The sequence below is a fragment of the Kitasatospora humi genome, from assembly GCF_020907985.1.
GTDB classification, from domain to species: domain Bacteria; phylum Actinomycetota; class Actinomycetes; order Streptomycetales; family Streptomycetaceae; genus Kitasatospora; species Kitasatospora humi.
In genome coordinates, this window is record NZ_JAJJPA010000082.1 from 1 (window position 1) to 21,315 (window position 21,315).

At 70.2% G+C, this 21,315-nt stretch carries 8 protein-coding genes; 5 read left to right on the forward strand and 3 right to left on the reverse strand.

Going from position 1 to position 21,315, the window contains the following annotated elements:
- Positions 1-7 precede the first annotated feature (7 nt).
- The 3 genes from LN042_RS34885 to LN042_RS34895 form a co-directional block, all read right to left on the reverse strand.
- A complete protein-coding gene (locus tag LN042_RS34885; protein ID WP_230055479.1) occupies positions 8-778 on the reverse strand; it encodes a thioesterase II family protein in 771 nt (256 codons plus the stop codon).
- 27 nt (positions 779-805) lie between these two features.
- Entirely contained in the window at positions 806-2,611 is a 1,806-nt protein-coding gene (locus tag LN042_RS34890) for a non-ribosomal peptide synthetase (RefSeq protein ID WP_230055480.1), read from the reverse strand.
- A gap of 78 nt (positions 2,612-2,689) precedes the next feature.
- Complete coding sequence (locus tag LN042_RS34895; protein ID WP_230055481.1) at positions 2,690-3,694, reverse strand: TauD/TfdA family dioxygenase; 1,005 nt, start codon at positions 3,692-3,694, stop codon at positions 2,690-2,692.
- A gap of 433 nt (positions 3,695-4,127) precedes the next feature.
- On the opposite strand from LN042_RS34895, the gene LN042_RS34900 reads away from it, so the two are divergent.
- From LN042_RS34900 to LN042_RS34920, 5 genes are all read left to right on the forward strand, one after another.
- Positions 4,128-5,309: a sensor histidine kinase gene (locus tag LN042_RS34900; RefSeq protein ID WP_230055482.1), complete on the forward strand. Its 1,182-nt coding sequence runs from the start codon at positions 4,128-4,130 to the stop codon at positions 5,307-5,309.
- Complete coding sequence (locus tag LN042_RS34905) at positions 5,306-5,965, forward strand: response regulator (RefSeq protein ID WP_230055483.1); 660 nt, start codon at positions 5,306-5,308, stop codon at positions 5,963-5,965. Before LN042_RS34900 ends, LN042_RS34905 begins: the two co-directional genes overlap by 4 nt.
- Before the next feature lie 918 nt (positions 5,966-6,883).
- Positions 6,884-7,165 carry an acyl carrier protein gene (locus LN042_RS34910; protein ID WP_230055484.1) on the forward strand — a complete coding sequence of 94 codons (282 nt, stop codon included), beginning with the start codon at positions 6,884-6,886 and terminating at the stop codon, positions 7,163-7,165.
- 104 nt (positions 7,166-7,269) lie between these two features.
- Positions 7,270-7,575: a phosphopantetheine-binding protein gene (locus LN042_RS34915; protein ID WP_308191916.1), complete on the forward strand. Its 306-nt coding sequence runs from the start codon at positions 7,270-7,272 to the stop codon at positions 7,573-7,575.
- On the forward strand, positions 7,572-21,315 hold a 13,744-nt coding region (locus LN042_RS34920; RefSeq protein ID WP_230055486.1), incomplete at its 3' end, for a non-ribosomal peptide synthetase. The genes LN042_RS34915 and LN042_RS34920, both read left to right, overlap by 4 nt.

The window sequence follows — 21,315 nt, forward strand, 5'->3', positions numbered from 1 at the left end:
AGGAGCGTCAGCGGGAGTTGAACGCCCCGGAGAGGGCCGGGATGTAGGTCGGAATCCGACTCCAGACCTCCGGCGTGTAGAAGTGGCCGCCAGGCAGGACGTCGTGCCGGAAGTCACCGGTCGCGAGGTCCCGCCACTGCTCGCCGGCGTTGGGCTCGATCACCGTGTCCGTCTCCCCGGTCAGGACCTGCAGCGGCACACTGACCTTCGAGCCGGGAACGTAGTGGAAGGTGTCCCGGACCCGGATGTCGGCCCGCATCAGCTCGACCGCGAGCTCCTTCAGGTCCGGGTCGTTGACGACGTGCTCGGGCATCATCCCGTGCATGGTCATCCAGCCGAGCAGCTGCTCGTCGTTGTCCTCCTGAGCCGGGAACATGTCCTTGACGGTCAGTCCGCGGCTGGCCGCGTTGGCGGAGGACACCACGAGCGCCTCGGGCGCGGGGCCGCCGAGCCGTTCGATGCGCACGGTGACGTCGAAGGCCATCCAGCCGCCCATGCTGTGACCGAGGAGCACATAGGGGCCCTCGGCCGCGGCGGAGAGCACGGCCTGGGTCGCGTCGTCGGCGAGGGCGTCCCAGGTCTGGGCGAAGTCCTCCATGAAGCGGCCCTCCCGGCCCGGGTAGCAGATGGCGGCGAGGTCGACGTCCGGAGGGAGGACGCTGCCCCACTGGTGGTACTGCCCGGTGCCGCCGCCGCAGAAGCCGAGGCAGATCAGGGTGCGGGCGGCGTTCTCGGTTCGGCGGGATCGGACGACGATGAGGTCCTGGGCGGTGGCCATGGGCGGGATTCCTTGCGATGTGATGGGTCAGGGGGTCTCGGGTGCCGCGGCGAGCTTGGCCTCGACGTACCCGGCCAGTTCGCGCAACTGCGGGTGCTGGTACACCTCTTTGGTCCGCACGGCGAGGCCGAGCTCGCGCTTGAGCCGGCTGATCACCTTCAGGGCGACGAGCGAGTGGCCGCCCAGTGCGAAGAAGTTGTCGTCGGCGCTGATCCGGTCCCGGCCCAGGACCTCCGCCCAGACCTCGGCGAGCAGCTTCTCGACCGTCCCCCGGGGTTCGACGAACTGCTCGGCGGGTGCCGAACGCGGCGCGGGCAGTGCCTCCCAGTCGACCTTGCCGTTGACGGTGAGCGGAATGGTGTCGACCGCCATGAAGACCGAGGGGACCATGAACTCGGGCAGCACCGCTGCGCAGTGGTCGCGCAGCTCCGCGCCGGTCGGCGGCTCGTCGGCGACGTAGTACGCCACCAGCTGGTCACCGAGTGCGGGGTCCCGGTAGCCGGTCAGCACGGCGGCGGTCACCCGGCGATGCGAGGAGACCGCGGCCTCGACCTCGCCGAGCTCGATCCGGTAGCCACGGATCTTGACCTGGCGGTCGACCCGGCCGATGAACTCCAGCGAACCGTCGGCCCGCAGGCGGACCTGGTCCCCGGTGCGGTACATCCTCCCGCCGTCGCCGAGCAGGCGGGGCCCGTTGCCGTTCGCCGTGAACGGGTCGGCGACGAAGCGCTCGGCGGTCAGGGCCGGCCGGTTGAGGTAGCCCAGGGCCAGGCCATCGCCGGCCAAGTACAGCTCACCCGTCTCCCCGGGAGCGGTCACCTGCCGGAGGTCGTCGCCGACCACGTACGCCCGGGTGCCCGGCAGCGGGTGGCCGATGTGCGGTCCCTCACCGGTGATCCAGGCACTGGTGGCGTCCACGGTGCACTCGGTCGGACCGTAGAGGTTCACCGCTTCGAGCAGCCCGTTCGCAGTCGCCTTGGAGATCTCCTGCCAGGTCCGCTCCGGCACCGGCTCCCCGCCCATGAACAGGCGCGGCAGCGGGCCGTCGGCACCGCTGTCCAGCAGGCAGGTCCGCACCAGCTCCCAGTGGGAGGGGGTGAGGTCGAGGTCCTGGATGCCGTACGCGTCGAGCAGGGTCCGGAGCTGGACGGGATCGGTGCGCTGGTCCTCGTCGAGGATGGCGATGGTGTCGCCGCGGCAGATCCGCGCCCACTGCTGCACCGAGGCGTCGAAGGAGACGCTGGCGTTCCAGCCGACGACCCGCGGTTCTTCGGCGTAGACGCCGGCCCGCTCCAGGGCCGTGACCAGGTCTGCGACGGATCCCCGTCCGACCTGGACGCCCTTGGGCCGACCGGTCGAGCCCGAGGTGTAGATCACGTACGCCGGGTCGAGCGGATCGGCGGCCACCGGCTCCGAGTCGGCGGCCTCGGGGTCGCCGGCCACGGAGTCCGGGGCGACGATCTCCAGACCGGATGCCCGCAGGACGTGGTTCGGCGCCCCCACCAGCACCCGGATGCCGGCGTCCTCGGCCATGTACTCCAGGCGGTCCACCGGATAGCGGGGGTCCAGCGGGAGGTAGGCCGCACCCGCCCGCCACACCGCGAGCAGCGACACGACCAGCTGGGTGCTGCGCGGCAGGCTGACCCCGACCAGGTCCCCGGTGCCGACGCCACGGGCGGCCAGCGCACCGGCGAGCTGTGCGGTCCGCTGGTCGAGTTCGGCGAAGGTGAGCTCACCGTCCGCGCCCCGTACGGCGATCCGGTCCGGGGCGTGCTGTGCGGTAGCGAGGAAGCGTGCCACCAGGTCAACCGGCTTCTGAGCGAGGTCAGTCACGAGAACGAGCTCCTTGCGCAAACGAATAGGGCGGGGCGCTGCTGTCAGACCGGCGCGGCCTGACGGCGCCGCTCAGGTTCAGGCGAACGCGGGCGCGGGCTCGACGGTCGGCCGGCACTCCGAGAGCTCGACCGGGTCGCCCATGGCCACCACGATCTTCCGGTCGCCGCGGAACGGATCCCGGCCGTGTGCGGTCAGGATGTTGTCGACCAGCATCACGTCGCCCGGCTGCCAGGTCTCGCGCACCGTGGCCGCGTCATAGGCCGCCTGGATGGCCTGGAGGTCCTCGCTGCTCAGCGCGGCCCCGTCGCCGAACTCGGTGTTGAACGGGAGGCCGTCGCGTCCGAACTCGTCGACCAGCGCCTCCCGCAGGTCCTCGTCCAGCGCCCACTCGTTCCAGAAGAGCAGGTGGTTGAACCACACCTCCTCGCCGCTCGACGGGTGGGTGATGATTCCTGGACGGATCTGGCTGGTCTTCAAGGTGCCGTCGTCGTACCACTGGTGGCCGATGAGGTTGTCCGCGCAGTAGCGCGCGACCTCATCCACGTCATCGGTGGCGAACGCGGTCTGCCAGTCGGTGGAAATGTGCTCGGAGAAGCTGCGCGAGAGTCGCCACCCGGCGGTCCGGATCTTCTCGACCACCTGCTCGGGGAGCGCGTGGAGGACCTTGCGGCAGTCCGCGACGGGCGTCGCCCCGCCCTGCGGGGGTGCGATCAGGCAGCCGAACAGCAACCGGCCGGGGAAGGTCAGCGTGTAGCTGTTCTCGTTGTGCATCCGGATCGACTGCGAGGCCGGGAGGTCCGTCGAGGAGAAGACGTCGTCGCCGAGCCGGCTCCGGGGAGTGGCCTTCTCCCGGTACGGGGTCCGCTCGCTGATGAGCACGTCGCGGATCTGCGCGAAGTCCTCGACGGTCGCCATCGGCAGACCACGCAGGTAGATGGCGCCGTGCTCCCGCAGAGCCGCGGTCAGTTGCGGACGGACGTCCTCGAGCCACGTGCGGACCTGTGCCATCTCGGTGAGCCCGGCGACCTGTGTCGTGGCCGGCTTGCCGCCAACGACCCGCCATTTCAGTACTGGTGACACGAGATCAGGTCCTCTCCAGTTCTTTGGCCCGGTTTTCGTCCCAACGATAGGAGGACCGGTTGCGCCGCGTTAAGGGGTTCAGTGGGCCGATCTGATCAATCCGAGGCGGCTGGATGTCACCGGCATCGGCGGGCGGTGTGGTACGGACGCGGCGGGGCCCGGAAGGCTTGGAAGTGTCTTCAGAAGCCCTGGGGGGCAGCTGTGTCGAGGTTCGCCGCGGAGCGCCGTCAGCCGTGAACGTCAGGCCGTCCACCGCCAGGACGTCACCGCATCGCTTGGTCAGCTCGTCGATTTGGATACCCAGAGGGTGCTGCCGCAGGCCAGGGCCGCTGCACATCGGTCCGCAGACCGTACCGTGCCCTGGCCTCCTCAGCCCCGGGGATGAGTCCCACGGGTCAATCCCACCAACTCATCGCCCGGTTAGCATCGCAGCGTGACCCGAGCTCTGAAGTTCCCCGCACTGCCGCGGCGGTTGCCCGACGCCCTGACCGTCCTGAGCTGGTGCGCGGTCCCCGCGTTTGCGATCGTGCTGCTCGCCGCCTCGATCGCCGGGGACGGACGCTCGCTTTACCTGGGGCGGCATTTCTTCCAAGGCTTGGCCGCCCCCCTGCTCATGGTGGCAGTGGCCATCGTTCTGGCACTGCCGATCGGTTGGGCCAGCCGGCGACCGGTTCCGGTGCTGGGAGTCATGCTGGCCGAGGCGATCGGGGTGTGGGTCTACGGGGGGAGGACCTGGCCGCTCCTGCTGGCGGCGACCGTCCTGGTCTTCTACGTCACCATCACCCATTCGCAGCGCACCGCGGCCGCGGCCGGGGGCAGCGTGCTGATCACCTGGGTCATCGTCAACATGGTCGGCGCGCCCCTCGCGGATCTGCTGAGCGTCTTCAAGCTTCCGTCGGCCTTCCAGGTGGTGGTGACCATCATCGCGTGGATCCTCGGCAGCTGGATCCGGCTGCGGCAGGACCACGCCGAGACCCTGCGCACCCAGGCCACGACCCAGGCGGTCCAGGCCGAGCGGCTGCGGATCGCCCGCGAGCTGCACGACATGGTCGCGCACAGCGTCGGCGTCATCGCGATCCAGGCCGGTGCGGCGGCGCGGGTCATCGAGACCCAGCCGGCCGGCGCCCGCGAGGCGTTGAAAGCCATCGAGCTCACCAGCCGCGACACGCTCGCCGGGTTGCGGCGCATGCTGATCGCGCTGCGCGAGGCGGACGCGGACGAAGCGCAGACGGCTCCGGCATCGGGTCTGGCGGACATCGAGAAGCTGGTCGCGGTGGCGGGGGACGCCGGGGTGCACGTCGACATCCGGTGGGGTGGCGAGAAACGCCCATTGCCGGCCGAGATCGACCTGTCCGCCTACCGCATCATCCAGGAGTCCCTGACCAACGTGCTGCGACACGCGGGCGCCGCCAGATGCGGCATCAACGTCGACTACCTGGAGGACGGGCTCGCCATCGAGGTCGTCGACGACGGGCGCGGCGGTGCGAGCAGCAGCGTGGGGAGCGGCTACGGAATCGTCGGGATGCGCGAGCGTGTCGCGCTGCTCCACGGCCAGTTCAGCGCCGGACCGAGGCCGGAGGGGGGGTTCCGGGTGGCGGCTAGGCTTCCGGCATGACAATCAGCGTCGTACTCGTTGATGACCAGCCGCTGGTGCGTGCCGGCCTGCGCATGGTCATCTCCGATGCCCCGGACATCGAGATCGCCGGCGAGGCCGGCACCGGAGCCGAGGCGGTCCAGCTGGCCAGAGACCTCCGCCCCGACGTCGTGGTGATGGACATCCGGATGCCCGTCATGGACGGCATCGAGGCCACCCGGCGGATCAAGGCGGAAACCGGGCAGGTCGGGGTGGTCATGCTCACCACCTTTGACGACGACGAGAACGTCTACGCCGCGCTGTGCGCCGGCGCCAGCGGGTTCCTGGTCAAGGACATGGTGCTGGAGGAGATCCTCGCGGCGATCCGGGTGGTCGCCGCCGGTGACGCCCTGCTCGCTCCGGGCGTCACCCGACGGATCATCGCGGAGTTCACCACCCGGGAAGCGGCTCCCGAACCGCCCCGAAGGAAGATCGAGGGGATCACCGACCGCGAGCTCGAGGTCCTGACTCTGATCGGGCGCGGCATGTCCAACAGCGAGATCTCCGCCCACCTGTACATCAGCATGGCCACCACCAAGAGCCATGTGGCACGTCTGCTTGCCAAGCTCAATGCGCGCGACCGGGTGCAGCTCGCCATCGCCGCCCATGAGGCGAAGATCGTCCCGCCGCCCGAGTGACGCCATGCTCGGCGCCCGACCGAACCGGGAGCCCTGGTCCACCGGCGGCGGACCAGGGCTCCCGCGATCTGCCCGGTGCTCTCGGGCGTGAACCGCCACGGTGCCCAGCCCCGCTGCACGCTCATGGGAAATCTTTTTGGTGGTTGGGACGTTGGGCGTCGAGTTGTTCAACCGACGGGAGGCCTCAGTTGAACGCGCCGGTTCGGCTCGGCCGCCTGCCGGGAGCGTCGGCCGTGCCGATGGACTGTTGATCAGCCGGGCGACCGCGTGCAAGAGTGCCTGGCGAATGACTGTCGGCTCGCCGGGGAGCCGCTCATGTTACGGGGCCTGCCGCCTCACTGCTGAACCGCGCACGCTCACCACCTGAACGCGCCGCCGCGATCACGCTCCTCGGGTATTGAAGAACCGACGGCCCGTCAACATGGAGATTTACGGCCGGCCTGGCCTACATGAGGTGAGAACGCGCCCTATTACCGCCGGCCCTCGCCGCCGTCCATCCGCAGCAGACCCCCTCCCTCGAGCCGTTGTTCAACCGGCGCTCCAACGCAGTTGAACGGTGACCATGGTGACGATCAAGGATTGATTAGTCGTGCGGGCCTGCACCATAGTGAAGCGGGGAGGACAGGTGACTGGGGCTCTTGGCGTTGTGGAGACTGGTGCGGGTGGCCTGGCACGGCTCGTCGGTGGAGTCCCGTCCAAGAGCCTGATCGAAGCGATGAAGAAGTAGCGCCCCTGCTGTTGGGCCGGCCCGCTGAGGCAGCCCGACAGCAGGGGTCTGGCATTACGCCGGGATTCTTGCCCTTACTGCGCGAAGCACCGGTTCGAGCAGGAACTGCTCCATATCGCTCTCCCACGCATTCGGAGGACCTGGGCTTTGAATTGACGGTCCGTCGTGTGCTTGATGGGAAGGGGACTTCGATGACTGATCGGGAAGTGGGTGTGCGGGTGCCGGGCGAGGACATCGAACGGTGGTTGTTGGAGCGAGTGTCCTACTACCTGGAGATGCCGGTGGGGGAGATCGATCCGGAGGTCTCGCTCGCCGAGTACGGGTTGGAGTCGGTGTACGCCTTCGCGTTGTGCGGGGACATCGAGGACAAGCTGGGCGTGACCGTGGAGCCCGCCCTGGTGTGGGACGTCGACACGGTTGCGGCGCTCACCGTTCACCTGGCCGGCCTGGCGGCCGAACTGCCGCCAGCCTGAAGGTCCTTCAGAGTCTGCAGGGCTTCTAGTGCGGGTTTGTCTTGCCGGCGGCGGAGTCCGACGGGATATGGGTTGGCCGGTTCGAATCGCGCGGTCCCGGTGCCGTGGTTCGGCGTCCTGCCTTTGTTCTTCCAGAGTGCGTCGATCGATTGAGGGATACGAGTAATGGGTGCGTCCGAACAGGGTCCGTAGAGGACGACTTCTTCGCCCTCGGCGGTCACTCGATGCTGGCCACTCAGCTGGTCAGCCGGGCGTGGGCGCCGCTAGGGGTCGAGTTGCCGATGCGAGTGCATGACGAGGCGTCGACGCCGGCTGCGATCGCGGCCGCGCTAGCCGAACAGACCGATGGAAAGAAGAAGCAGGCCAGGCTCGCTTTGCGGCCGGTGCGCAAGCAGGAGGAGTCCCGTTGATTCCGTTGTCGTTCGCCCAGCGCCGGCTGTGGTTCCTGTGGCAGCTCGAAGGAGCCTCCGCCACCTACAACACCCCGATGGCGGCCCGGATCACCGGGCGGCTGGACCACAAGGCGCTGAACGCCGCCTTCCGTGACCTGATCGAGCGCCATGAGGTGCTCAGGACCGTCTTCCCCGAGACTGCCGACGGCCAGCCCCACCAGAACGTGCTGCCGCTCGCCGAGGCGCGGTTCGAACTGCCGGTGATCGAGGTGGCGCCGGAGGAGCTGGACGTCGCGGTCACCGGGGCATCCCGCTACGCCTTCGACCTCGCCACCGAGATCCCGCTGCGCGCCTGGCTGTTCTCCGACGGGCCGGATGAGCAGGTGCTGGTGGTCGTCGTGCACCACATCGCCGGTGACGGCTGGTCGATCGGTCCGCTGACGCGCGATCTGTCCCTGGCCTACGCGGCGCGGCTGGAGGGCCGGGAGCCGGGGTGGGAACCGCTTCCGGTGCAGTACACCGACTACGCCGTGTGGCAGCGCGAGTCGCTCGGCGAGGAGGCCGACCCGGACAGCCTGCTGTCGCAGCAGGTGGCCTACTGGCGCGAGGCGCTGGCCGGGCTGCCCGAGGAACTGGAGCTCCCGGTCAGCCGGCCGCGTCCGGAGGTCGCCTCGCACCGCGGCCACCAGGCGGAGCTGGAGGTGCCGGCCGAGGTGCACGGCCGGCTGCTCCGCCTCGCGCGCGAACGCCGGGCCAGCATGTTCGTCGTGCTGCAGGCGGCGATGGCGGTGACGCTGTCCCGCCTGGGCGCGGGCCGTGACATCCCGATCGGGTCGGCCATCGCGGGGCGTACCGATCCGATCCTGAACGACCTGATCGGCTGCTTCGTCAACACCCTGGTGATCCGCACGGACCTGTCCGATGACCCGACCTTCGACGAGCTGCTGCAGCGCGTTCGCGACGTGGCCCTGGACGGGTTGGAGAACCAGGACGTCCCGTTCGAGAAGCTGGTGGAGGTGCTGGCCCCGGCGCGCTCGCTGGGCCGCCAGCCGCTCTTCCAGACGGTCCTGACCATGCAGAACATCGGCTCGGGCATGGAGCTGCCGGGCGTTCGGGTCGAGAGTTGGCCGCTGGGCCGTCCGGGGGCCAAGTTCGACCTGGACATGATGGTCGGCGAGACCTTCGACGCGCAGGGCGCGCCGGCGGGGATCCGGGGCATGCTGACCGCGGCGGCAGACCTGTTCGACGCCGATGTCGCCCGGCGGATCGCGGACTCCCTGGCACGGGTGCTGACGGCGATGGCCGACGATCCGTACGTCCGGGTCGGCGCGGTGGAGGTGCTCGCGGAGGGCGATCGTGAGCTGGTGCTGAACGGCTGGAACCGGACGGCGCTTGAGCTGTCGGGGTTGATGGTTCCGCAGTTGTTCGAGGCGCAGGTGGCGCGGGTGCCGGAGGCGGTGGCGGTTGTCGCCGATGGCGTGTCGGTGTCGAATGCGGAGTTGGATGCGCGAGCGAACCGCTTGGCCCACTACCTGATCAGCCAGGGAGTTGGGCCGGAGTCGGTGGTGGGGCTGGCGTTGCCGCGTGGTGTGGAGATGATCGCCGGGATCTTGGCGGTGTGGAAGGCGGGAGCCGCGTATCTGCCGGTGGATGTCTCGCAGCCGGCGGAGCGGGTCGCGTTCACGGTGAAGGACTCCCGCGCGCAACTGGTGCTGACCACTGACGAGGTGTTGGAGGATCTGCCGTCGGTGGGTGTTCGCCTGGTGGCGGTGGATGGCACGTTGACGGCCATGCAGTTGGCGGCGGCGTCGACCGGTTCCCCCGGGGTGGTGGTGGATCCGCGGTCGCTGGCGTATGTGATCTACACGTCGGGCTCGACGGGCCGGCCGAAGGGCGTGGCCGTCACGCATGGCGGGCTTGCGAACTACGTCGCCTCGGTGCCGGCCAGGGTCGGCTTCGAGGGTGAGGGCGGTCGGTATGCGCTGTTGCAGGCGCAGGCCACCGATCTGGGGAACACGGTGCTGTTCGCGAGCCTGGTGTCGGGTGGTGAGCTGCATGTCCTCGACGAGGAGGCGGTCACCGACCCGCGCCTGGTCGCGGACTACCTGGCCGAGCACCGGATCCACTTCATGAAGGTGGTGCCTTCGCATCTGGCCGCGCTCGGTGCGGGCGGTCTGGCGCGGGTGCTGCCGGGGCGCTCGGTGGTGCTGGGTGGTGAGGCGGCTTCGCCGGGGTGGGTGGCGGAGTTGGTGGCGGCGGCCGGTGGCCGCTCGGTGTTCAACCACTACGGTCCGACGGAGACCACGATCGGTGTTGCGACGACCCGTCTGGTGCCGGGTGAGGTGGTGCCGGTGGGTTCGCCGGTGGCCAACACCCGTTTCTACGTGCTGGATGTGCAGCTGAATCCGGTGGCGCCGGGTGTGGCGGGTGAGCTGTATGTGGCGGGGGCCCAGGTGGCGCGCGGCTATGTGCGCAGGCCGGGGTTGACGGGTGAGCGCTTCGTGGCGTGTCCGTTCGAGCAGGGCGGGCGGATGTACCGCACGGGTGACCGGGCGCGTTGGACGGCCGATGGCGAGGTCGTGTTCCTGGGTCGTGCGGATGAGCAGGTGAAGATCCGTGGTTTCCGGATCGAGCCGGGTGAGGTGGCCGGCCTCCTGGTGGCTCATCCGTTGGTCGCCCAGGCGGCCGTGATCGCGCGCGAGGACACCCCGGGCGACAAGCGCCTGGTGGCGTACGTGGTCGCGGACGACCCGGAGGACGTGGATGACACCCTGACCGGGGCGGTGCGCACGTTCGCGGCGGCCCGGTTGCCGGAGCACATGGTGCCCTCCGCCGTGGTGGTTCTGGATGCCCTGCCGCTGACGGGCAACGGGAAGTTGGACCGCAAGGCGCTGCCCGCGCCGGACTTCGCGGCTGCTGCCGGGAGTTCGAGCCGGGGTCCGGCCACCGCGCAGGAGGAGATCCTGTGCGAGGCGTTCGCCGAGGTCCTGGGCCTGGACAGCGTCGGCGTCGACGACGACTTCTTCGCCCTGGGCGGTCATTCGCTGCTCGCCGTCTCGCTGGTCGAGAAGCTGCGGGCGCGCGGCGTGTCGATTTCGATCCGGGCACTGTTCGACACTCCGACCGTGGCGAACCTGGCTGCGGTGACCGGCCCGAAGCAGGTGGCAGTGCCGCCGAACGCGATCCCGGACGGCGCCACGGAGATCACGCCCGAGATGCTGCCACTGGTGGAGCTCACCGCGGCGGAGATCGAGCGGATCGTGGCGCAGGTCGAGGGCGGCGCGGCCAATGTGGCGGACGTCTACCCGCTGGCCCCGCTCCAGGAGGGGGTCTTCTACCACCACCTGATGGCCAAGGGTGAGGGCCGCGACGTCTACGTGCTGCCGATCGTGCTCGGCTTCGACTCCCGCGCGCTGCTCGACGCCTTCCTCGGCGCGATGCAGCAGATCGTGGACCGGCACGACATCTACCGCACGGCGATCGTCTGGGAGGGCCTGCGCGAGCCGGTCCAGGTCGTGGCCCGACACGCCGAACTGCCGGTCCAGGAGGTCGCGCTGGACCCGGACGGCACGGACGCGGCGGAGCAGCTTCTGGCCGTCGCGGGCGCCTGGATGGAGCTCGGCAGGGCCCCGCTGATGGACATGCACATCGCCGCCGAACCGGATGGCGACGGCTGGCTGGCCCTGCTGCGCATCCACCAGATGGTCCGGGACCACACCACCCAGGAAGCGCTGCTGCGGGAGGTGCGCGCCTTCGTCGCAGGCCGGGGCGCGGCGCTGCCCGAGGCGCTGCCGTTCCGCGACTTCGTCGCCCAGGCCCGCCTCGGCGTGCCGCGCGAGGAGCACGAGCGGTACTTCGCCGATCTGCTGGGCGACGTCACCGAGACCACCGCCCCATTCGGCCTGCTCGACGTGCACAGCGACGGTGTCGCAGCGGAGCGCGCCCAGCTGCCCGTCGACGAGGAACTGACCGGGCGGCTGCGGGGGTTGGCCCGTGATCTCGGGGTGAGCCCGGCAACCGTGTTCCACCTGGCGTGGGCGCGAGTGCTGGGTGCGGTGAGCGGCCGTGACGACGCGGTGTTCGGCACGGTGCTGTTCGGCCGGATGAACGCCGGCAGCGGCGCCGACCAGGTCCACGGGCCCTTCATCAACTCCCTGCCGATGCGGGTGAGCGCCGGCTCGCAGGGAGTGGCCGAGGCGCTGTCCGGGGTGCGGCGGCAGTTGGCCGAGCTGCTGGTGCACGAGCACGCGCCGCTGGCGCTGGCGCAGCGGGCCAGCGGGGTGACGGGCGGCAGCCCGCTGTTCACCTCGCTCTTCAACTACCGGCACAACCAGGCCGCCGCCCAGGTCGCCGCCAAGGAGCCGGAACAGTCGGCCGGTGCCGTGCTGGACGGAATCACCGTGCGGCACAGCCGGGAGCACACCAACTACCCGCTCCTCGTGGCAGTCGATGACCTCGGGGTCGGCTTCCGGCTGACGGTCGACGCGACGGCCCGGATCGACGCGTCCATGGTGTGCGCGCTGCTGCACACCGTCGTGGGCAATCTGGTGGCAGCGCTGGAGAGCAACCGGGACCTCCCGCTGAGTGCCGTGGAGGTACTGGACACCGCAGGGCGCGAGCGGCTCCTGGCCATGGCCAGCGGACCGACGGTCGAGGTCGAGCCGTCCACGTTGCCGGGGTTGTTCGAGGCGCAGGTGGCGCGGACGCCGGGTGCGGTGGCAGTGGTGTTCGAGGGTGTCGAGGTGTCGTACGCGGAGTTGGATGCGCGGGCGAATCGGCTGGCGCGGTTGCTGGTCGGCGAGGGGGTCGGTCCGGAGTCGGTGGTGGCGGTGTGTCTGCCGCGCGGTGTGGATGCGGTGGTGGCGCTGCTGGGTGTGTTGAAGGCGGGGGGTGCGTATCTGCCGGTGGATCCGGGGTATCCGGCGGAGCGGATCGGGTTCATGGTGGCGGATGCGTCGCCGGTGGTGGCGCTGGTGTCGGGGGCTACGCTCCCGGTGGTGCCGGTTTCGGTGCGGTCGGTGGTGCTGGACGCTCCCGAGACGGTGGCCTCCTTGGCGGCTCTGTCGGCTGATGCGCCGTCGGATGCGGAGCGGTTGGCGCCGTTGGCTTTGGCGCATCCGGCGTATGTGATCTACACGTCGGGGTCGACGGGTCGGCCGAAGGGTGTGGTGGTCGAGCATCGTTCGGTGGCGGCGCTGTTGTCGTGGGCCTCGGGTGTGTTCGGGGGTGGCGACTTCGAGCGGGTGTTGGTGTCGACGTCGTTCAACTTCGACGTTTCGGTGTTCGAGCTGTTCGGGCCGTTGGTGTCGGGTGGTTCGGTGGAGGTGGTGCCGGATCTGCTGGCGCTGGTCGATGGTGGGCGCACCGAGTGGGGTGTGTCGCTGGTCAGTGGTGTGCCGTCGGCGTTCGCGCAGATCCTGACGGGTGAGGGACTGTCGGTGGCGCCGAGGACGGTGGTGCTGGCGGGTGAGGCGCTGACGGCGGATGCGGTGTCGGCGGTTCGTGGTGCGCTGCCGGGGGTGCGGGTGGCGAACATCTATGGTCCGACCGAGGCGACGGTGTACTCGACGGCGTGGTTCGCCGAGGGCGAGGTGGCGGGTGCGGTGCCGATCGGCCGGCCGATCGCCAACGCCCGCGCCTATGTGCTCGACGGGTCGTTGCAGCCGGTGATCGCGGGTGTGGCGGGTGAGTTGTACCTGGCGGGTGCGGGGTTGGCGCGTGGGTACCTGGGTCGTGCGGGTTTGACGGCGGAGCGTTTCGTGGCGTCCCCGTTCGGCGCGGCGGGGGAGCGGTTGTACCGCACGGGTGACTTGGTGCGCTGGAGCCGGGACGGTGAGATCGAGTACCTGGGTCGTGCGGATGAGCAGGTCAAGGTCCGCGGTTTCCGGATCGAGTTGGGCGAGGTGCAGGCGGCGGTGGCCGCGCATCCGCGGGTCGTTCAGGCGGCAGTGGTGGCGCGTGAGGACGTGCCGGGTGACAAGCGTTTGGTGGCCTATGTGGTGACGGCCGCCGGTGACTCCGATGAACTTGGCGCGATGGTGCGGGAGTTCGTGGGTGAACGGTTGCCGTCCTACATGGTTCCGTCGGCGGTGGTGGTGCTGGATGCGCTGCCGCTGTCGGTGAACGGCAAGCTGGACCGCCGTGCGCTCCCGGCGCCGGACCTCGCGGCCGCCGCCGGTGCGGGCGGGGAGCCGGCCACCGAGCAGGAGCGGATGCTGTGCGAGGCGTTCGCCGAGGTGCTCGGGCTGCCCGCGGTTGGTGTCGACGACGACTTCTTCGTGCTGGGCGGACACTCGCTGCTGGCGATGCGGTTGGTGAGCCGGATCCGGGTCGTGCTGGGTGTGGAGTTGCCGTTGCGGGTGTTGTTCGAGCGGCCGACGCCGGCCGCGGTCGCGGCCTGGCTGGGTGAGGCCGGCGCGAGCCGGGCGGCGTTGGTGCCGGTGGAGCGCCCGGAGCGGGTGCCGCTGTCCTTCGCGCAGCGCCGTCTCTGGTTCCTGGCCCAGTTGGAGGGTCCGAGCGCGACCTACAACCTCCCGATGGCCGTGCGGCTGACCGGGCAGGTGGAGCGGGCGGCGCTGAGCGCCGCACTGCGGGACGTCATCGGGCGTCACGAGGTTCTCCGCACGGTGTTCGCTGCGGTTGACGGCGAGCCGTACCAGCGCGTGCTCGGTGTCGAGGAGGCCGGGTTCGAGCTCGCGGTCGTCGACGCGGCCTCGGAAGAGCTGTCGGCCTTGGTGGCCGCAGCAGGCGCGTACGCGTTCGACCTCTCGTCCGAGATCCCGTTGCGGGCAACGCTGTTCGCGGTGGGTCCGGACGACCATGTGCTGGTGGTGGTGGTTCATCACATTGCCGGGGACGGCTGGTCGACGGCGCCGTTGGCGCGGGACCTGTCGGTGGCGTATGCGGCGCGGTTGGAGGGCCGGGCGCCTGAGTGGGAGCCGCTGCCGGTGCAGTACGCGGACTACGCGCTATGGCAGCGTGAACTGCTCGGGGATGAGCAGGATCCGGACAGTGTGCTTTCCGGACAGGTGGCGTACTGGCGCGAGGCGTTGGCCGGGGCGCCGGTCGAACTGGAGCTGCCGACCGATCGGCCGCGTCCGGCGGTGGCCGGCCACGGTGGACATCGGGTCGCGCTGCGGGTGCCCGGTGAGTTGCACGGGCGCCTGCTGGACGTCGCGCGGGAGCAGGGATCGACCCTGTTCATGGTGCTCCAGGCCGCACTCGCGGTCACCCTCAACCGCCTGGGTGCGGGGAACGACATTCCCATCGGAGTGGCGGTGGCCGGGCGCACGGATGAGGCGCTGGACGAGCTGGTCGGGTTCTTCGTCAACACACTGGTGATGCGTAACGACCTGTCCGGTGACCCAACCGTGGCCCAGGTGCTCGATCGGGCGCGGCAGGCCGGCCTTGGGGCGTTCGAGCATCAGGACGTGCCGTTCGAGAAGCTGGTGGAGGAGTTGGCGCCGGTCCGGTCGCTGGCTCGGCATCCGCTGTTCCAGGTCATGCTGACCGTTCAGAACACGGCTTCGGTGGCGTTGGGGCTCCCCGGTCTGCGGATCGACCCGCTGGCCGGCGGGACGGGCGCGGCCAAGTTCGACCTGGAGCTGTCGGTTGGCGAGGTCCACGACGCTGCGGGTTCTCCTGCCGGCTTGCAGGGCTCGTTGATCGCGGCCGCGGATCTGTTCGATGCGGGGACGGCGGAGCGTTTCGCGGGTTGGCTGCTGCGGGTCCTCGAGACGGTTGCCGCTGAGCCGCGGACGCGGTTGTCGGCGGTGCGGGTGCTGGATGGGGCCGAGCGGGAGCGGCTGCTGACTGCCTGGAACGACACGGCTGTCGCCGCTCCGGAGCTGTCGGTGGCCGAGGTGTTCGCGGCGCAGGTGGCGCGGACGCCGGATGCCGTGGCGGTCATGTCCGGTGGCGTGGAGCTGTCGTACGCGGAGTTGGACGTGCGGGCCGCTGCGTTGGCGGGTGTGCTGCGGGATCGCGGGGTCGGCGCGGAGTCGCTGGTCGGTGTGGTGATGGACCGCTCGGTCGAGCTGTTGGTGGCGTTGCTGGCGGTGGTGAAGGCGGGCGGTGCGTATCTGCCGGTGGATGTGGAGTATCCGTCGGAGCGGATCGCGTTCGTGCTCCAGGACGCGACGCCGGTGTGTGTGCTGACCACGCGGGATGCTGCCTCGCGGGTGCCGGAGTCGGTGGAGGCGCCGGTGCTGGTGGTCGACGGTGAGGATCTGCCGGCCGGGTCGGCGGTGGTGACCGGCGTTGAGGTGGCTCCGGAGTGCCCGGTGTATGTGATGTACACCTCGGGTTCGACGGGTGTGCCCAAGGGTGTGATGACCACGCAGCGGGATCTGGTGGAGCTGGCGTCGGCTTCGCACTGGGGTGTGGGGCCGGGGGATCGGGTGTTGTTCCAGGCCCCGCACGCCTTCGATGCCTCCTCGTACGAGGTGTGGGTGGCGTTGCTGTCGGGTGCGACGGTGGTGGTGGCGCCGACGGGTGCGGTGGATGCGGGGGTGCTGCGGTCGCTGCTGGTCGACTGCGCGGTGTCACACGTGCATGTGACGGCGGGTCTGTTCCGGGTGATCGCGGAGCAGGATCCGCAGTGCTTCGCGGGCGTGCGTGAGGTGTTGACCGGTGGTGACGTGGTGCCGGTGGGTGCGGTGCGCCGGGTGCTGGAGGCCAACGCGGGTGTGGTGGTGCGGCACCTGTACGGGCCGACGGAGGTGACGCTGTGCGCCACTCAGCATGAGGTGGGCCCGCTGGAGACGCTGGGTGAGGTGCTGCCGATCGGTGGGCCGTTGGACGGCACGCGGGTGTACGTGTTGGACGAGTACCTGGCTCCGGTGCCGGTGGGTGTGGCGGGTGAACTGTACGTGGCGGGTGCGGGGTTGGCGCGCGGTTACCTGAACCGCCCGGGCCTGACGGGTGAGCGGTTCATCGCGGACCCGTTCGGTGTGGCGGGTGGCCGGTTGTATCGCACGGGTGACCGGGTGAAGTGGTCGGCGGACGGGCGGCTGGTGTTCGCGGGTCGTGCGGACGAGCAGGTGAAGATCCGTGGTTTCCGGGTGGAGCCGGCCGAGGTGGAGTCGGTGGTGGCCGCGCACCCGCAGGTGGCGCAGGCCGCGGTGATCGCGCGGGAGGACGTGCCGGGTGACAAGCGCCTGGTCGCCTACGTCGTCGCGGCCGGCGACAGCACCGGACTGGCCGCCGCAGTACGTGAGTTCGTGTCTGGACGGCTGCCGTCCTACCTGGTCCCCGCCGCGGTCGTGCTGCTGGACGAGCTGCCGCTGACCGCGAATGCCAAGCTGGACCGCAAGGCCCTACCCGCACCGGAGTACGCCGCAGGCGCTGGCCGGGCACCGGCGACCGTGCAGGAGGAACTGCTCTGCCAGGCCTTCGCCGAGGTCCTCGGCCTGCCCGCGGTCGGTGTCGACGACGACTTCTTCGAGCTGGGTGGCCACTCGCTGCTGGCGATGCGGTTGGTGAGCCGGGTGCGTGCGGTGCTGGGCGTGGAGTTGCCGCTGCGGGTGCTGTTCGAGCGGCCGACGCCGGCCGCGGTCGCGGCCTGGCTGGGCGAGGCCGGCGCAGGCCGGGCGGCGTTGGTGCCGGTGGAGCGTCCGGAGCGGGTACCGCTGTCGTTCGCGCAGCGCCGCCTGTGGTTCCTGGCTCAGTTGGAGGGCCCGAGCGCGACCTACAACATCCCGATGGCACTGCGCCTGACCGGCGAGCTGGACCGCGACGCCCTGGCGGAAGCGCTGCGCGACGTGGTCGGACGGCACGAGGTGCTGCGCACGGTGTTCCCGGTCGTGGACGGCGAGCCGTTCCAGCACGTGCTGCCGGCCGACGAGGCCGGGTTCGAGCTGCCGGTGGTGGCGGTCGGGGCAGCGGAGTTGGATGCCGCGGTGGCCGGGGCTGCTGCGTACGCCTTCGACCTCTCGTCCGAAATTCCGTTGCGGGCAACGCTGTTCGCGGTGGGTTGGGATGACCACGCGTTGGTGGTGGTGGTTCACCACATCGCCGGGGACGGGTGGTCGACGGCGCCGTTGGCGCGGGATGTGTCGGTGGCGTATGCGGCGCGGTCCGCGGGTCGGGTGCCTGCGTGGGAGCCGTTGCCGGTGCAGTACGCGGACTACGCTTTGTGGCAGCGGGAGTTGCTCGGTAGCGAGCAGGACCCGGACAGTGTGCTGTCCGGTCAGGTGGCCTACTGGCGTGGGGCGTTGGCCGGTGTTCCGGAGGAGCTGGAGCTGCCGGTGGACCGCCGGCGCCCGGCGACGGCTTCGCACCGGGGCGAGAGTGTGGAGCTGGCTGTCTCCGCCGAGACGCACCAGCGACTCAGGGCCCTGGCCCGGGAGCGGGGAGTGACCCTGTTCATGGCGCTGCAGGCCGCGCTGGCGGTGACGCTCAACCGCCTGGGGGCGGGCACGGACATCCCGATCGGTTCCGCGATCGCCGGGCGTAGCGACGAGGCGCTCAACGACCTGGTCGGGTTCTTCGTCAACACGCTGGTGATGCGTACCGACCTGTCCGGTGATCCGACCTTCGGTGAGGTGCTGGAGCGGGTGCGGGAGGCCGGTCTTGGGGCGTTCGAGCATCAGGACGTGCCGTTCGAGAAGCTGGTGGAGGAGCTGGCGCCGGTCCGGTCAATGGCTCGGCATCCGCTGTTCCAGGTCTCGTTGACCGTTCAGAACACGGCTTCGGCGGCGTTGGACTTGCCCGGCTTGCGGCCTGGGGCACTCGCCGTGGGCGCACTGGCGGCGAAGTTCGACCTGGAGGTGAGTGTTGGTGAGGTCTATGACGCGCAGGGCGTGCCGGCGGGGTTGCGCGGCACGCTGAATGCGGCGGCCGACCTGTTCGATGCGGAGACCGTGCGGCGGATCGCGGGTTGGTTGGTCCAGGTCGTGGAGACGGTGACGGCGCAGCCGGGGACACGGTTGAGCGCCGTGGATGTGATGGGTGCGGCTGAGCGTCGGGTGGTGGTGGAGGGGTGGAACGAGACGGCGGCGTGGGTGCCGCCGGTGACGCTGGCGGGGTTGTTCGAGGCGCAGGTGGCTGCGGATCCGGGCGCGGCGGCTCTGGAGTCTGGTGAACTGACGGTTTCTTATGGTGAGTTGAATGATCGGGCGAATCGTCTTGCGCGGTTCTTGATCAGTCGTGGGGTGGGGCCGGAGCGCATTGTGGCGGTGGCGTTGCCGCGGTCGGTGGCGGGTGTGGTGGCGATGCTGGCGGTGCTGAAGGCGGGTGGGGTGTATCTGCCGGTCGATCCGGCGTATCCGGCGGAACGCATCGCGTACGTGCTCGGTGACGCGGCTCCGGTGTGTGTGCTGACGGATGGGGCGACCCGCGATGCGGTGTCGGTGCCGGTGCCGGTGCCGCAGGTCCTGGTGGATGGGATCGAGTGGAGCGGTCCGGAGCTGGGCGGCGGCGATGTGGTGGACGCGGAGCGTACCGCTCCCTTGATGCTGGACTCGTCGGCGTATGTGATCTATACCTCCGGTTCCACCGGGCGCCCCAAGGGTGTTGTGGTCTCCCATCGCGGTATCGCCGGGATGGTCGCGAGTCAGGTCGAGCGGTTCGGGGTGGACTCGGGCAGCCGTGTGCTCCAGTTCGCGTCGCCGAGCTTCGATGCGGCCGTGTGGGAGACGTGCATGGCGCTGCTGTCCGGGGCGCGGTTGGTGTTGGCGGCGGCGGAGGAGCTGCTGCCGGGGCCGGCGCTGGTGGAGGTGCTGCGGCGGCACCGGGTGACGCATGCGACGCTGCCGCCCGCCGGGCTGGCGGTGCTGCCCGAGGGCGGGCTGCCGGACGGGATGACGCTGGTGGTGGCGGGTGAGGCGTGCCCGCCGGAGCTGGTCGAGCGGTGGTCGGTGGGCCGCCGGATGGTCAATGCCTACGGGCCGACCGAGACCACGGTGTGTGCCACGATGAGCGGGCCGCTGCAGGGGTCGGGCGTGGTGCCCATCGGCGGGCCGATCCGGAACACCCGGGTGTACGTGCTGGACGGGTCGCTGCGGCCGGTGCCGGTGGGGGTGGCGGGTGAGCTGTATGTCGCGGGTGCGGGTCTGGCGCGCGGTTACCTGAGGCGCGCGGGGCTGACCGCGGAGCGGTTCGTCGCCTCGCCGTTCGGGGCTGCGGGTGAGCGCATGTACCGGACCGGGGATGTGGTGCGGTGGACCGTGGACGGCGAGTTGGTGTTCGCGGGGCGCGCGGATGAGCAGGTGAAGATCCGCGGCTTCCGGGTGGAACCCGGTGAGGTGGAGTCGGTGGTGGCCGCGCATCCGCTGGTGGCGCAGGTCGCGGTGATCGCGCGTGAGGATGCCCCCGGCGACAAGCGCCTGGTCGCGTACGTCATCGGGGACGGTGCTGGGGCAGAACTGGACGCCTCCGTCCGTGAGTTCGTGGCTGAGCGACTGCCGGGGTACATGGTTCCGGCTGCGGTCGTGGTCCTCGACGAGCTGCCGCTGACGGTGAACGGGAAGGTGGATCGCAGGGCACTGCCCGCACCGGAGTACTCCGCCGGCGCGGGCCGGTCACCGGCCAACGCCCAGGAAGAGTTGCTCTGCCAGGCCTTCGCCCAGGTGCTGGGTATCGAACAGGTCGGTATGGAGGACGACTTCTTCGCGCTGGGCGGTCACTCGTTGCTCGCTGTCACCCTGGTGGAGAGGCTTCGGGCACAAGGCGTATCGGTGTCGGTGAAGGCGATGTTCCAGTCGCCGACACCGGCCGGTCTGGCCGCAGCGACCGGCGCGGTCCAGGTGGTGGTGCCGCCGAACCTGATCCCTGCGGATGCTGCGGAGATCACGCCGGAGATGCTGCCGCTGGTGGAGCTCACTGCGGCGGAGATCGAGCGGGTGGTGGCGGCGGTCGAGGGCGGCGCGGCCAATGTGAAGGACGTCTACCCGCTGGCCCCGCTGCAGGAGGGGCTCTTCTTCCACCACCTGCTCGCCGACCGCGACAGCGGCGAGGCCGATGTGTACGCACAGCCGTCGGTGCTGGAGTTCGATTCGCGGGAGCGGTTGGACGCGTTCCTCGATGCGCTGCGGCAGGTGGTGGACCGGCACGACGTCTACCGCACGGCGTTCGTGTGGGAGGGGTTGCGCGAGCCGGTGCAGGTGGTGTCCCGGCACGTCGAACTGCCGGTGCAGGAGGTCGTGCTGGACCCACAGGGCTCCGCCCCGTTTGAGCAGTTGACCGCTCTCGGCGGGTCCTGGATGGATCTCGGCAGCGCTCCGTTGATGGACGTGCATGTCACCGCTGAACCGGCTGGTGAGCGCTGGCTGGCGATGCTGCGGATGCACCACCTGGTGCAGGATCACACCACGTTGGATGTACTGCTCGAAGAGCTGCGGGCGTTCATGTCCGGGCGCGCCGACACGCTGCCGACGCCCTTGCCGTTCCGGGACTTCGTGGCGCACGCCCGGCTGGGCGTGCCGCGCGAGGAGCACGAACGCTACTTCGCCGAACTGCTCGGTGATGTGACGGAGCCGACGGCGCCGTTCGGCCTGCTCGACGTCCATGGCGACGGATCCGACTCGGTGCGCGCACAGCTCGCCGTTGAACGTGAACTGGCCGAGCGGGTACGAGGCTTGGCGCGGCGGAAGGGCGTGAGTCCGGCCACCATCTTCCATCTGGCGTGGGCGCGGGTGCTGGGTGTGGTCAGTGGCCGTGACGATGTGGTGTTCGGCACGCTGCTGTTCGGCCGGATGAACTCCGGTGCCGGTTCGGACCGGGTGCCGGGCCTGTTCCTCAACACGCTGCCGGTGCGCA

Excerpts from the sequence above, each read along its gene's own strand:
- LN042_RS34910 (WP_230055484.1), top strand. The coding sequence starts at position 6,884 with ATGACTGATCGGGAAGTGGGTGTGCGGGTGCCGGGCGAGGACATCGAA.
- LN042_RS34905 (WP_230055483.1), top strand. The coding sequence starts at position 5,306 with ATGACAATCAGCGTCGTACTCGTTGATGACCAGCCGCTGGTGCGTGCC.
- LN042_RS34885 (WP_230055479.1), bottom strand. The coding sequence starts at position 778 with ATGGCCACCGCCCAGGACCTCATCGTCGTCCGATCCCGCCGAACCGAG.